The organism is Rhodanobacter sp. G1, assembly GCF_055397855.1.
Genome location: NZ_AP039674.1, coordinates 1,833,247 through 1,847,480, shown reverse-complemented (window position 1 = coordinate 1,847,480; position 14,234 = coordinate 1,833,247). Strand labels below are relative to the sequence as shown.

The 14,234-nt window shown below is 68.0% G+C and carries 9 protein-coding genes; all 9 read right to left on the bottom strand.

Annotated features, from left to right (window positions below; genetic code table 11):
* Positions 1-74: 74 nt before the first annotated feature.
* The 9 genes from ACZ5Z2_RS08400 to ACZ5Z2_RS08360 all read right to left on the bottom strand — a co-directional run bounded on the left by ACZ5Z2_RS08400 (position 75) and on the right by ACZ5Z2_RS08360 (position 14,114).
* Positions 75-3,530: a hybrid sensor histidine kinase/response regulator gene (locus ACZ5Z2_RS08400; protein ID WP_464761499.1), complete on the bottom strand. Its 3,456-nt coding sequence runs from the start codon at positions 3,528-3,530 to the stop codon at positions 75-77.
* 145 nt (positions 3,531-3,675) lie between these two features.
* On the bottom strand, positions 3,676-5,196 hold the full coding sequence (gene lysS / locus ACZ5Z2_RS08395; RefSeq protein ID WP_464761498.1) for a lysine--tRNA ligase: 1,521 nt from the start codon (positions 5,194-5,196) through the stop codon (positions 3,676-3,678).
* A 192-nt stretch (positions 5,197-5,388) separates the two neighbouring features.
* Positions 5,389-5,736 (bottom strand): hypothetical protein, encoded by a 348-nt coding sequence (locus ACZ5Z2_RS08390; RefSeq protein ID WP_464761497.1) that lies wholly within the window; start codon positions 5,734-5,736, stop codon positions 5,389-5,391.
* A gap of 85 nt (positions 5,737-5,821) precedes the next feature.
* Positions 5,822-6,947, bottom strand: a protein-coding gene (gene prfB, locus ACZ5Z2_RS08385; protein WP_464761496.1) for a peptide chain release factor 2 whose coding sequence is annotated in 2 segments (ribosomal slippage) — positions 5,822-6,871 and positions 6,873-6,947 — 1,125 coding nt in all. Because the reading frame shifts where the segments join, the coding sequence is not laid out codon by codon here.
* A gap of 72 nt (positions 6,948-7,019) precedes the next feature.
* Positions 7,020-8,702, bottom strand: a complete 1,683-nt coding sequence (gene asnB / locus ACZ5Z2_RS08380; protein ID WP_464761495.1) for an asparagine synthase B — start codon at positions 8,700-8,702, stop codon at positions 7,020-7,022.
* 283 nt (positions 8,703-8,985) lie between these two features.
* Positions 8,986-9,360, bottom strand: coding sequence for a SpoIIAA family protein (locus ACZ5Z2_RS08375; RefSeq protein ID WP_464761494.1), 375 nt, complete (start codon positions 9,358-9,360; stop codon positions 8,986-8,988).
* Positions 9,361-9,421: 61 nt separating this feature from the next.
* On the bottom strand, positions 9,422-11,185 hold the full coding sequence (locus tag ACZ5Z2_RS08370) for a DHH family phosphoesterase (protein WP_464761493.1): 1,764 nt from the start codon (positions 11,183-11,185) through the stop codon (positions 9,422-9,424).
* The gene (locus ACZ5Z2_RS08365) at positions 11,182-12,096 is read right to left on the bottom strand and encodes a phosphoglycerate mutase (protein ID WP_464761492.1); all 915 of its coding nucleotides are present in this window, start codon (positions 12,094-12,096) and stop codon (positions 11,182-11,184) included. Before ACZ5Z2_RS08365 ends, ACZ5Z2_RS08370 begins: the two co-directional genes overlap by 4 nt.
* Complete coding sequence (locus tag ACZ5Z2_RS08360; RefSeq protein ID WP_464761490.1) at positions 12,096-14,114, bottom strand: ABC-F family ATP-binding cassette domain-containing protein; 2,019 nt, start codon at positions 14,112-14,114, stop codon at positions 12,096-12,098. The genes ACZ5Z2_RS08365 and ACZ5Z2_RS08360 overlap by 1 nt, the downstream gene beginning before the upstream one ends.
* Positions 14,115-14,234: the final 120 nt, after the last annotated feature.

Genomic DNA, 14,234 nt, shown 5'->3' with positions numbered 1-14,234 from the left:
ACTGTTCACGATCTCTTCGTTGGCCCGGCGACTCCCGCTCATCGTGGAGGCGGCTGGAGATCGTAAACAGGCTCTCAGCGGGACGGCAGCTTCTCGGCGATCACCCGCAGCAATTGCCGGACGCTGACCGGCTTCAGCAGTGCCGCGTCGAAATCCAGCCCTGGCCCGCCGCCGGCCGGGCGGCGCGGCGGCACGACGGAGCAAAGGATCACCGGCAGCCCGGCGTGGGCTTTCCGCAGCGCCGCCAGCAGCGCCCAGCCATCCATGCCATCCATATACTGGTCGGTGATGACCATGGCGGGACGCTGTGCTTCCACGATGCGGATGGCCTCTCCGCCTTCGCTGGCGGGGAAGCTGGCGAAGCCGTAGCTGTCTAGCAGGTCGCAGAGCATGTCGCGGCTCTGCGGCTGGTCGTCCACCACCACGATGGCCTGGCCGCCGCCGTCGAGGCTGCCGTCCATGGGATCGTCGTCGAGCAGGCCGGAGCCCACCTCCGCCTCGCTGGCCGTGTCGAAATCCACGGCGAAGGAGAATTCGCTGCCGCTCGTGCCCAACCGGCGCGCCCGCAAGCGCGAGCGCATGCGATCCAGCCAGTGCGCCACGATGGACAGCCCCAGCCCCTTGCCTTCGTGGCGCCCGGTGTTGCTGCCGCGCACGAACGGCTCCAGCAACGACTCGATCTTGTCGGAGCCGATGCCTATGCCGTTGTCGCGGACGCTGAAGCACAGGCGGACGCGCCCCGCTTCGCCCTGCGCCGCCGCGACCTCGAACTCGATCAGGCCGTCGTGCGTGAACTTGGCGGCGTTGCCGAGCAGATTCAGCAGCACCCGCCGCAGGCGGCGGAAGTCGGCCCTGACCACACCCGGCAAGCCGTCGTCGAAACGGTGGACGAAACGGTTGCCGCCGCGCTCCGCCATCAGCGTGCCCTGCTCGGCGATTTCGGCGAGGAAGGCGTGCAGGTAGCCCGGCGCTTCCTCCAGTTCGGCATCGGCGTGCTCGCCCTGCGCGAATTCCAGCAGGTCGTCGATCAGCCCGATCTGCTGCCAGATGCTCTGCTCGATGATGCGCGGATAGTCGCGCCCGGCGTCGCCGGCACGCCACCGGTTCACGCATTCGATGACGTTGGCCAGCGGCGAGCGCAGGTCGTGGCTGATCCTCGCGATCAGGTCGTTGCGCGCATGCAACGCCAGCTTGAGCTGCGCGGTACGCCGATCCACCGTCTGTTCGAGCTGCCGGTTCCTGACGATCAGTACCGCATTGCGCCAGCGCCACGCCAGTACGATGCCGGCCAGCAGGAAGGGCAACGCCGCCAGCAATGTCATCCACGTCGAATCCCACCACGGCGCAGCGAGGGTGAACGCGAACGTGGCCTGCGGCGTCCTGCGCGGGAAGTTCGTGTCCACCGCCTGCACTTCAAAACGATACGCGCCGGGATGATCGATGGTGTAACTCACGCTGCGCCCGGCGGCTTCGCGCCAGTCCTTGTCGATGCCGTCCAGCCGGTAGCGATAGCGCACCGGGTGGCCCGTGCTGTTGCCGGTCACCGCGAGATGAAAGGTGACGGCCCTACCCTCGTCGAACGGCACGACGGCATCGGGCTGAAGAACCAAGCCGCCGTAGTCCGCCGCAAACACCCTGGTTTGCCACGCCGGCCACCTGAGCAGGCGGATCGGATCGACCAGATGCGACAGGCCCGTTTTCATGGCGACCCAGACGGAAGAGTCGTCATCCGCATGGAAGGCGAGATCGCCCGCTTCGTCCAGCAGCAGGCCGTCGCGCGACGTCAGGCGCTCCCAGCGGGCGCCGTCGAAAACACGCAGGCCCGCGGCATCGCCCACCCACAGCCAGCCGCGCGCATCCGTCTTGATGAAATCCACGCGCACGTGATCCTGCATGGCCGCATCGACCGGCTGCACGATCAGCGCATCGGGCCTGATGGATTGCGACACCAGCAACCTGGCGTCGCTGGCTCCAAGCCACATCCGGCCATCGGCCGTGATGGCCATGCGTTCCGGCGTGATGGATGCGGTACCCGCGTTGCCGGCAAGCAGTATCGGCACGCTGTTCCACTGCCGCTGATGGAGGAAAAGGCCGGTATTGCACGCCGCCCAGATATGGCCGGCGGCATCCTCGGCGGCGTCGGAACAACTGGTGCCCATCGGGAAGTTCTCGCCCTGTTTCACCACGCTCGTTTTCGGGTTCAGCGCATCGACGCCGCCCAGGGTATAGATCCAGAACGTGCCCTCGCGGCTGAGCAACACGCCACGAATGAAGTTCTTGAGCGCGGCCACGTTCGTTGCCTGGCTCGCGCCCGGCGCGCGACGCGTGATCTTGCCGTCGAAATGGAACTGCCAGGTCGAACCGTCGGGCGCGATCCGTTCGAGATAGGCATGATCGGGCGGCAACGACGTCAGTGGCCAACGCCAGTTGCTGCGGTGGGATGGCGGCGCGTTGCCATCCGATTGCCAGAGCGTGAGCGCATCGATGCGGCGCAGCTCCGAGTGTTCGGGGGCCTGCCATCCTGCCCACGATGTCCAGTTCTGGACAGCCGTGCTCGCCACCCAGTGCAACACGCCCCAACCCGGATTGCCCAGCCACAGGCCGCCATCGCGGTCGGCCAGCACGGTCGAAATCGGCAGGATGGGATTGCCGGGCATGATGCCCTGCGCATTGCCGTAGACTCTCCAGCGGCTGCCTTCGAGGCGCAGCAGGCCGGTCTTGGTGCCGACCACGATGTGGCCGTCGGCATCCTGCACCAGCAACCCGCTGGCTCCGGCAACCCACGATTGACCATCGGGCAGGTGCTGTTCCACGAAGGCCGAAGCGCCCGCTGCCTGCTGCAGCAATTCATGCTGGCCCAACACCCACACGCTGCCATCGCGTGCGGGCAGGATGCCTTGCCAGGTGTCGGCAGGCACGCCTTCGCGCGTGTCGAAATGGTGGACTTGCCCTTGCCGGAAACTGCAAAGCCCGTCGCCGCAACTGAACCAGATCGTGGCGCCCTGCACCGCCACGACGCCGATGCGATCCAGCGATGGATCCTGCCGGCGTTGCCGCGCGGAGAACAGCGGCTGTGCCGTCCAGCTCCCGTCGCCCTGCTTCGCCACGGCCAGCAGGCGATGCTGGCTGACCACGAGCAGGTCGCCATTGGCCCGCAGTGCCAGCGGCTGCCCGCGGTCGGCAAGCAACGATTGCCCCTCGGGCAGGATGCTGGCGAAACGCCCCCGGTGACGCACCTGCATGCCGGCTTGCGTAGCGACCCAGAGATCGCCGGACGCGTCCTCCACCATGCCGACGACTGCCGCAGGCTTGAACCCCTGCTCCGCCCCCATGCGCAGGAAACCCACGCCATCGAATACGTAAAGGCCCGTGTCGGTGCCGACCCACACATAGCCGTCGCGATCCTGATGGAGAACGCGGATGTCCTGCTTGTCCAGCCCCGCCCCCCTGCCGAGGATGGCGATGGGCAGTTCCACCGCACAGGCCGCGCAGGCAGCCAGCAGGCCGCACAACAAAACAGCCGCCGCCACGATGGCTCGCCATCGCGCAAGCCGCTCAGGCTGGACGGTGAGACGGCGCATGACTGTGCACCGATCCTGCTCACGATCCATCACCTGACGCTCCCCTTGCATCACCACAACGGCATGAAGCACGGCTCCATACCGCATGACCTTGTCAGGCCTCGGGCCGCATGTACGGGAACAGCAGCACGTCGCGGATCGAGGCGGAACCGGTGAGCAGCATCACCAGCCGGTCGATGCCGATGCCGAGGCCGCCGGTGGGCGGCAGGCCCACTTCCAGCGCGCGGATGTAGTCGGCGTCGAAGTGCATGGCCTCGTCGTCGCCGGCGTCCTTGGCCTCCACCTGGGCCTTGAAGCGCGCGGCCTGGTCTTCCGGGTCGTTCAGCTCGGAGAAGCCGTTGGCGAGTTCCTTGCCGTTGACGAACAGCTCGAAGCGGTCGGTGATGCCCTGGTCGCTGTCGTTCTCGCGCGCCAGCGGCGAGACCTCGACCGGATGCTGGGTGATGAAGGTGGGCTGGATCAGGGTGTGCTCCACCGTCTTCTCGAAGATCTCCAGCAGCAGCTTGCCCCAGCCGTAGCCGTCCTTGACCTGCACACCCAGGCGCTTCGCGTGCGCGGCCATCGCCGCGCGGTCGCGTAGATCTTCGCGCTTGATCTCCGGGTTGTGCTCCAGCACCGCGTCTTCCATCGTCCAGCGGCGGAAGGCGGGGCCGACGTCGATCTGAGCGCCATCCCACTCCATTTGCGTGGTGCCCAGCACGTGCTGCGCGGTATCGCGGATCACCGATTCGGTGAGATCCATGATCTCGTTGTAGGTGGCGTAGGCCTGGTACAGCTCCAGCATGGTGAACTCGGGGTTGTGCCGGGTGGACACGCCCTCGTTGCGGAAGTTGCGGTTGATCTCGTAGACGCGGTCGAAGCCACCGACCACCAGGCGCTTCAGGTACAGCTCCGGCGCCACGCGCAGGTAGAGATCCATGTCCAGCGCGTTGTGGTGGGTGATGAAGGGCTTGGCCGTGGCGCCGCCGGGGATGACGTGCATCATCGGCGTTTCCACTTCCATGAAGCGGCGCGGCGCGGCCTCCAGCCACTGGCGGATGAAACCGATGATGCGCGAGCGCTTCTGGAAGGTGTCGCGCGCCTCTTGGGTGACGATGAGATCCACGTAGCGCTGGCGGTAGCGCTGCTCCACGTCGGCCATGCCGTGGTGCTTGTCGGGCAGCGGACGCAGGCTCTTGGTGAGCAGGCGCAGCGCGTCGACCTTGATCGACAGCTCGCCGGTCTTGGTGCGCATCAGCACGCCCTCGGCGCCCACGATGTCGCCCATGTCCCAACCCTTGAACGCCTCGTAGGCGTCGCCCACGGTGCCGGCATGGATGAACAGTTGGATGCGGCCGCTCATGTCCTGGATCTGCGCGAAGCTGACCTTGCCCTGCACGCGCTTGAGCACGATGCGGCCGGCCACCTTCACGCGACGCGCCAGCGCCTCGATGGCCTCGGCGGGGAAAGCGTCCTTGTCGGCGAACTCGTCCTGCAGGTCGCCGGCGAAGCTGTCCACCTTGAAGTCGTTGGGGAACGCGATGCCCTGCCCGCGCAATGCCGTGAGTTTCTCGCGGCGCTCGGCGATCAGCTTGTTCTCGTCGACGACGGGCTGGGTATCGGTGGTCTCGCTCATGGGGCTTCCGTGGTGACCGGTGTTCGCACCGGCTGATGCTGGGGTCTTTATGGGATGGCCGACATCTCCGTTCGTGCCGGGCGTAGCTTGCGGTAGCAAGCGGAGTCGAAGCACCAGGTGGTGCAAGCCTTCGACTCCGGCCCTGCGGGCCTACGCTCAGGGCGAACGGGACAGGGGTGAATACCTGGGCGGTCAACCGCCCTTGCCGAACACTTTCTTGGTGGCGTCCTTGGTGGCATCCCAGCCTTCCTTCGCGCCATGGCCGATGGCCTTGCCTGCGTCCCTGGCGCCATGGCCGACCGCGACGCCGGCCTTCTTCGCACCGTGGCCGATGCCGGTGCCGGCTTCCTTGGCGCCGTGGCCGACCTTGGTGGCGACGTTCCTGGTGGCGTGGCCCACCGCGCGCGCGCCGGTGGCGACGCCATGGCCCACGTCCTTCGCGCCCTGCTTGATGTCCTGGCCGGCGCTCTGCGCACTGGCGCCGAACGCAGCCAGCGCGGCACAGGCAAACAGGATGCTGCAGGTCTTCTTGGCATTCATGCTGGCTACCTCGTCTGTGTTGGAAACCGGGAAGGTCTATACAGGTGCCTTTCCATATCGCCGCTGAAGCCGCGATATGGGCCTATCAGGCATCGACGCGCTTGGCGCCCGCGTCCAGGCCGGACTTCAGGCTGGCCTCGATGAACTCGTCGAGGTCGCCGTCCAGCACCTTCTGCGTGTCCGAGCGCTCCACACCGGTGCGCAGATCCTTGATGCGGCTCTGGTCGAGCACGTAGTTGCGGATCTGGCTGCCCCAGCCTATGTCGGACTTGGTCGCTTCCAGCGCGTCCTTCTCGGCGTTGCGCTTCTGGATCTCGATCTCGTACAGCTTCGCCGCCAGCATCTTCATCGCGCGGTCGCGATTGGCGTGCTGGCTGCGCTCGGTCTGGCAGGCCACCACCACACCGCTGGGCACGTGGGTGATGCGCACCGCGGACTCGGTCTTGTTCACGTGCTGGCCGCCGGCGCCGGACGAGCGGTACACGTCGGTCTTGAGGTCGGCCGGGTTGATCTCGATGTCGATGTCGTCGTCGACTTCGGGCGAGACGAACACGCTGGTGAAGCTGGTGTGGCGGCGGTTGTCGGAGTCGAACGGGCTCTTGCGCACCAGGCGGTGCACGCCGATCTCGGTCTTCAGCCAGCCGTAGGCGTAGTCGCCCTCCACGCGGAAGGTGGCCGACTTGATGCCCGCCACTTCGCCACCGGAGGCTTCCATCAACTCGGCCTTCCAGCCGCGCGACTCGCACCAGCGCAGGTACATGCGCAGCAGCATCTCGGCCCAGTCCTGCGCCTCGGTGCCGCCGGCGCCGGCCTGGATGTCCACGAAGGCGTTGCAGGCGTCCATCTTGCCCGAGAACATGCGCTGGAATTCCAGCTTGCCGACGCGTGCTTCGAGCTTGGCCACGTCGTCGGTCACCGAGGCGACGGTGTCCTCGTCGCCGTCGGCGGCGGCCATCTCCACCAGTTCCTTCGCGTCGGACAGGCCCGACGTCAGTTCGTCGATGCCGGTGACCACGGTGTCCAGGCGCGCGCGTTCGCGGCCCAGTTCCTGCGCGCGCGGCGGATCGTCCCACACGGTGGGGCTTTCCAGTTCGCGGCTTACTTCTTCGAGGCGCTCACGCTTGGTGGCGTAGTCAAAGATACCCCCTAAGCGACTCGACGCGGGCCGTGAGGTCAGCAATCTGCGCAAGGATCGGATTGGTCTCGATCATGGTTGAACCGGATGTCCAAAATTGGCCGCCCATGGTAACAGAGGCTCCCATGGGCGGGGATTCCATGCCCGGCTACGCCAGCGCCTGCTCGTGCACCCCGCGCACCGCGCGACCGGAGGGATCGGCCATCGCCGCGAACGCCGGATCCCACGCCAGCGCGGCCGGCGACGAGCAGGCGATGGACTTGCCGCCCGGCACGGTGGCCGCGCTGGCCTCGCCGGGGTAGTGCTGCTCGAAGATGCGGCGATAGAAATACGCCTCCTTGGTGGCCGGCGTGTTGAACGGGAAGCGCGCGGCGGCCGCAGCGAATTCGCGGTCGCTCACCATCTGCTCGGCGTGCGCCTTCAGGCCGTCGATCCAGCCGTAGCCCACGCCGTCGCTGAACTGCTCCTTCTGCCGCCACAGGATCTCCTTGGGCAAGGCGCCGTCGAAGGCCGCGCGCAGCACGTGCTTTTCGATCCTGCCCTTGCCCGCCATCTTGTGCGCGGCGTCCATGCCCATCGCCACGTCGATGAACTTGAGGTCGAGGAAGGGCACGCGCGCCTCCACGCCCCAGGCCATCATCGCCTTGTTGGCGCGCAGGCAGTCGTAGCTGTGCAGCGCGTCGAGCTTGCGTACGGTTTCCTCGTGGAAGGCTTCCGCCGAGGGCGCCTTGTGGAAGTACAGGTAACCGCCGAAGATCTCGTCCGAGCCCTCGCCCGACAGCACCATCTTCACGCCCATCGCCTTGATGCGACGGGCCAGCAGGTACATCGGCGTGGCGGCGCGGATGGTGGTGACATCGTAGGTTTCCAGGTGGCGGATCACCTCCGGCACCGCATCCAGCCCTTCCCAGAAGGTGTAGACGAAACCGTGGTGCACCGTGCCCAGCGCGTCGGCGGCGATCTGCGCGGCGGCGAGGTCGGGCGAGCCTTCCAAGCCGATGGCGAAGGAATGCAGGCGCGGCCACCACGCCTCGCTGCGATCGTTGTCCTCGACGCGCTCGCGGGCGAACTTCGCAGCGCAGGCGGCGACCAGCGAGGAATCCAGCCCGCCGGAAAGCAGCACGCCGTAGGGCACGTCGGTCATCAACTGGCGGTGCACGGCCTGCTCGAAGGCCGCGCGCAGCTCGGCCGGCGGCACGTCGTGGCCGCGCGTGGCGGCATGGTCGCGCCACTCCTTCCGGTAGTAACGGTGCAGTTCGCCGGTGGCGCTGTCGTAGACGTGGCCGGGCGGGAACGTGGCCACGTCGGCGCACACGCCGGCCAGCGCCTTCATCTCCGAGGCCACGCACAGGCGCCCCTGCTCGTCGTGCCCCCAGTACAGCGGGCACACGCCGATGGGATCGCGGGCGATCAGGTAGCGCTGTGCCGCACCGTCCCACAGCGCGAAGGCGAAGATGCCGTTGAGCCTGGGCAGGCCATGCTCGATAAATGCAGCCGCGCCGTGCTCGCGGTACAGGGCGTTGATGACTTCGCAGTCCGAGCCGGTGGTGAAGTCGTAGTCGCTGGCGTCGCGCAGTTCGCGGTGGTTGTAGATCTCCCCGTTCACCGCCAGCGCCAGCGCGCCGTCGCGCGAACGCAGCGGCTGCGCACCGGAGGTCGGATCGACGATGGCGAGCCGCTCGTGCACCAGGATCACGCCCGCGTCCACGAACACCCCGCTCCAGTCCGGCCCGCGATGGCGCTGGCGCTGCGACAGTTCCAGTGCCTGCCGGCGCAGGGCGGCGAGGTCGTCGCCCGGTTGCAGGTCGAACATTCCGAAAATCGAACACATGTTGTTGACTCCCTGGTTTTCAAAACACAAAAAAACCAAGGCCCGCACTGGGCGGGCCTTGGTCGCGTGTCTGGTGGTGTTGCTTTCAGCTACGCGCGGGCCCGCCAACGGTTGGCGTTATTGTTCGCGCGATTATTGTTGGCGGCCGCCACGAAGCTCCGCGCGGCAGGCGCAGAGGCGTTCGGGAACGTGGCGGTCGTGAAGGTCATGGGCCGACTAGAACAGAAGGCGGTTCGCGGCGCAAGTGAGGATTCGGCATGAAGGCATTCGGCCGTCCATTCGTTCACTCCTCCATGGGTTCGGCGATCCAGCGCGTCGCCTGTTCCAGCTCGGCCAGCGCGAACAGGCGGAAATCGGCCGGCACCAGGAACTTCGTCGCCGTGGCTGCCGTGCGCAGCCACGGCACGTCGGTCACCAGCGCCACGCGATCCCAGCCGCTGATGTGGCGCATGCCGAGCATGAAGTCGTCCCACATCGCGCCCGCGTCGAAGCCGGTGAAGTCCGGCTCCACCACGAACAGCATGCGCAACTTGCGGTTGAGCGCGAACACTGCTTCCACGTCCGGCACCAGCATTTGTTCGTAGTCGGCCGCGGTCACCTGGCCGTGCGCGCGGAATCCCAGAGTACCGGGCGGCAGCCCATCGATCTGTTCGAGCATGACGGTCTCCATAGCAAGCGGGTGCCCAGTCTTGCGCCTGCGCCGTGAACGGCATGCAACTTCAGGCCGGTTCGACGTGTCGCAGCAGCAGGCGTGGCGACTCGCGGCCCTGCCAATCATTGACGGCAAGCTCGTAGACGGCGCGCAAACGCGACGGCGGCGAAGCGGCACCGACATTGAACATCACCGCATCGTGCACGCTGCCGTCGCGCGGATCACGCAGGCCGAGCCGCCAATGGCCCTCACCCATCGGCTTCCAGTTCGCGCACTCGAACACGTTGTCGAACAGCGGTTCGGGGAAGGCCTGCCCCCACGGGCCGGCGCCGCGCAGTTGCAGCGCCAGCTCCAGCGACAGGCTGCCGGCCGGGAGTTCGCCGTCCGTGTAGAGCGCCGCCTGCAGCCGCTCGGGCACGATCAGTTCGCGTGCGGCGGCATCGAAGGCGGCGGCGAAACGCGGGAAATCCGCTGCGCGCAGGCTCAGCCCCGCCGCCATCGCATGGCCGCCGAAACGTTCGATCAGACCGGGCTGGCGCGCGTCTATCATCGCCAGCGCATCGCGCAGGTGGAAGCCGGAAATCGAGCGGCCCGAGCCGCGGAGATGTACATGACTCGTGCGCGCATCCTGCGCGCGAAGATCAGGAAGCGGCGATCCATCGCCACACTCTTCAAGAGAAGCCGGCGCAAATGCAATGACAGGGCGATGCAGGCGCTCCTTCAGTTTGGAAGCCACCAGTCCCACCACGCCCGCGTGCCACGACGGCTCGTACAGCGCCACGCCCACCGCGTCGATGTCATGCAGGCCGGCGGTCATCGCCTCGGCCTCGGCCACCATCGAAGCCTGCAGGTCGCGGCGCTCGCGGTTGATCTGGTCGAGCTGTGTGGCGTAGCGGCGCGCCTGCGCCATGTCGTCGGTGAGCAGGCATTCCACGCCCAGCTGCATGTCTTCCAGCCGGCCGGCCGCGTTGAGCCGCGGCCCCACCGCAAAGCCGAGGTCGCTGGCGCACAGCGTGGCCACGCTGCGCTTGCCGCATTCGATCAGCGCGGCGATGCCGGCGCAGGCGCGGCCGCCGCGGATGCGCCGCAGGCCCGCCTCCACCAGCACGCGGTTGTTGAAGTCCAGCGGCACCAGATCGGCAACGGTGCCCAGCGAGACGAGGTCGAGCAGCGTGGACAGATCAGGCTCGCCTGCTGCGAAAGCACCTTGCTCTCGCAACTTCGCGCGCAAGGCGAGCAACAGGTAGAACATCACGCCGACACCCGCCAGCGCCTTGCTGGGGAAGCCGTCGCCGGCGAGGTTCGGGTTCACCATCGCGTCGCAATCCGGCAATTGTTCGCCGGGCAGATGATGGTCGGTGACGATCACGCGCATGCCGAGTTCGCGTGCCCGCGCCACGCCGGCCACGCTGGCTACGCCGTTGTCCACGGTGACGATCAGCTGCGGCCGCGGCTGCAGCGAATCGACCAGCGCGGGCGTGAGGCCGTAGCCGTGCACGAAGCGGTTGGGCACGGCGTAACCCACCCGCTTCGCGCCCAGCATGCGCAGGCCGCGCACGGCCACAGCGGTGCCGGTGGCGCCGTCGCAGTCGTAGTCACCGGCGACGAGGATGGCCCAGTCGTCGCGGATCGCCTCGGCCAGCAGGTCGGTGGCGGCATCCAGGCCGCCCAGCGACTGCGGTGGCAGCAGGCGTTGCAGGCGATGCTCGACGCCATCCGGCCGCAATATGCCGCGCGCGGCGTAGACCCGCTGCAATACCGGATGCACCGTGGCATCCCAGCCGGACGGCTCGCCTTGCGGTTCGCGCCGCCGCAGTTCCGGCGCGCTCAACGCGGCGCTCCGCGCCAGAAGCGCCAGCGGTGCAGCGGCCGCCACGACCAGCGCTCGCCACCGGCGAACGCGAGGCGCAGGGCTTGCCGCTGTGCCAGCGCCTGGATGACTGGCCACCACGTCTCGTCGAAACCTGCCGCGGGCAAGTCCTGCAGATCGACCAGCCAGCCTCCCTGCGCCGTCGCCACGGCTTCCTGCGTGCGTGCCTGCGCCAGCATGCCAGCGCGCGATGCCAGCGCAAGCGGCAGGGCGTCATTACCGACCACACCGGCGAACGCGCCTTGCAACGATGCCGGCAAGCGCCCTGCCCCCCACAGCCACACGCTGTTGACCGGCGGCAGGCCGCGCGACTGGCGGGCAGCGTTCAGCGGATGCTGGTGCAGCAGCACCTGCACCTCGTTGAGCAGCACGCGCCACGGGCGGCCTGCCGCGCCTTGCGGCAGGTACTGGTACAAGTCCTCGCCCAGCGCCTGCTCGGGCGTGGCGAATGCCGGCAGCGGCGTACCCGGCGCGAGGCGCAGTTGCCAATGGTTCGGCGCGCCGATCTCCAGTTGCAAACCAGCCTCGGCGAAGGCCGGCTGCAGCGCTTGCGCGAAGGCGTGCGCCTCGTCCATGTCCAATGGCATCGAGCCGCAGGCCAGCAGGCGCACGCCGGTCATGTCCGGCTGCACCCAGGCGGGATCGGCGTTGAGCCAGGTGGCCTCGCCCGCATCGCCGGCGAGGTGCTCGCGGATCAGCGCGGCGACCGGCAGCGTCGCCGCGTCGGCATGGAAGGCCTCAGCGAGGCGTTCGAGCCGACCGCGCCCGTCGTCGGCCAGCCGATCCGCCTTCGCCAGCAGATGCCGCAAGGGATGCGTGCGGTCGAAGCGATCCAGCGCCGGCAGCCACAGTTGCGTCGGTTGCGCGCCCATCAGGCTTCCAGTGCCTCGTACAGGGCCATCCATTCCGTTTCCAGCGTTTCCTTCTCGCGGCGCAGCTCGGCCTGCTGCTGGCCCAGCTTCATCAGCGCGGCGGTGGGGCCGTTGTAGGTTTCCGGATCGGCGAGTCTCGCCTCCAGCGCCGTCAGCTCGGCATCGATGGCGGCCACGCGCGTCTCGATCTTCTTCACGCGCTGGCGCGAGGTCTTTTCGTTCTCGCGCTGCTGGGCCGCGGCGCGTCGACGTTCCTCCGGTGATTCAACCGGCGTCGCAGGCTTGACCTCGGCTTTGGCGGCCTTCTTGTTCGCCGAACCGCGCGCGCGCAGCCAGCGCGCGTAGTCGTCGAGGTCGCCGTCGAACGGTTCCACCACGCCGTCGGCCACGCGCCAGAAGCTGTCGCTGACCATGCCGAGCAGGTGGCGGTCGTGCGACACCAGCACCAGCGCGCCATCGAAGTCGGCCAACGCGTCGGCCAGCGCCTCGCGCATGTCGAGGTCGAGGTGGTTGGTGGGTTCGTCCAGCAGCAGCAGGTTGGGCTTGTCCCAGGCGATCAGCGCCAGCGCGAGGCGCGCGCGTTCGCCGCCGGAGAAACCGTCCACCGGCTCGAAGGCGCGGTCGCCGGCGAAGTTCCAGGTGCCGAGGAAGTCGCGCAGCGCCTGCGCGGCCACGCCGGGCGCCTTGTCCTGCAGGTGATCGAACGGGCTGGCGCCTTCGCGCAGGCTTTCCACCGTGTGCTGGGCGAAGTAGCCGATCTTCAGATCCTTGTGCGCCTTGCGCTCGCCCGCCAGCGGCGCGAGCTCGCCCACCAGCGTCTTCACCAGCGTGGACTTGCCCGCGCCATTGGGGCCGAGCAGGCCGATGCGCTCGCCCGCTTCAATGGAATAACGCACGTCCGACAGGACGACATGTGCCCCCTCTCCCCCCTGGGGAGAGGGTTGGGGTGAGGGGTCAAGGCTTGCGGTAGTCGACATCAGAGCTGACTTCGATGCAGCCTCGTCGCCAGCCTCGCCCCTCACCCCGGCCCTCTCCCCGGCGGGGAGAGGGAGATAACCCGCCGCCACGTCCTCCAGTTGCAGCATGGAATCGGGCACGCGCTCGGGCTTGGCGAACTGGAAGTGGAACGCGCGCTCGGCGCGCACCGCCTCGGTGCCGGCCATCTTCTCCAGCCGCTTCATGCGCGACTGCGCCTGCTTGGCCTTGCTGGCCTTGGCCTTGAAACGGTCGATGAAGCTCTGCAAATGCGCGCGCTCGGCCTGTTCGCGCTCGTGCGCGATCTGCTGCTGGCGCAGCTGTTCGGCGCGCAGGCGTTCGAACGCGCTGTAGTTGCCGGAATAGAGCCGCACGCCGCCGTCGACCAGGTGCAGGGTGTGGTCGATCACGCCGTCGAGGAATTCGCGGTCGTGCGAGATGATGAGCAAGGTGCCCTGGTAGCGCCGCAGCCATTCCTCCAGCCACAGCACGGCGTCGAGGTCGAGATGGTTGGTGGGTTCGTCGAGCAGCAGCAGCTCGGAGGGCGCCATCAGCGCGCGCGCCAGGTTCAGGCGCACGCGCCAGCCGCCGGAGAACTCCTTCACCGCGCGCTCGTGCGTCTCCGGCGCGAAACCCAGGCCGTGCAGCAGGCGCCCGGCGCGGGCGCGAGCGTCGTAGCCGTGCAGTTCCTCGATGCGGTGATGGGCCTTGGCCATCGCCTCGGTGTCGCCGCGTGCCTGCGCGTCGGCTTCGTCGCGCAGCGCGGCGGCCAGTTCCACGTCGCCGCCCAGCACGTAGTCGATGGCCGGATCGGGCAGCGCGGGCGTCTCCTGCGCCACCGAGGCCAGCCGCAGCTTCGCCGGCAGGTCGATCTCGCCGGCGTCGGCTTCCACCTGCCCCTGCAGCGCGGCGAACAGGCTGGATTTGCCGCAGCCGTTGCGCCCGATCACGCCCAGCCGCCAGCCCGACTGGATCACCAGGTCGATGTCGGACAGCAGCAGGCGGCTGCCGCGGCGCAGGGCAAAATGGCGGAACGCGATCATCGGGGCACTTCAATCGGGAGGATTCGGCCGCCCATGATAACGGTTGCGGCGGTCACACCCGGCGCGACGGAGCATGGATAGTCGCGGACAGTTCTGCTACAACGGCGCGGCAACGCCACG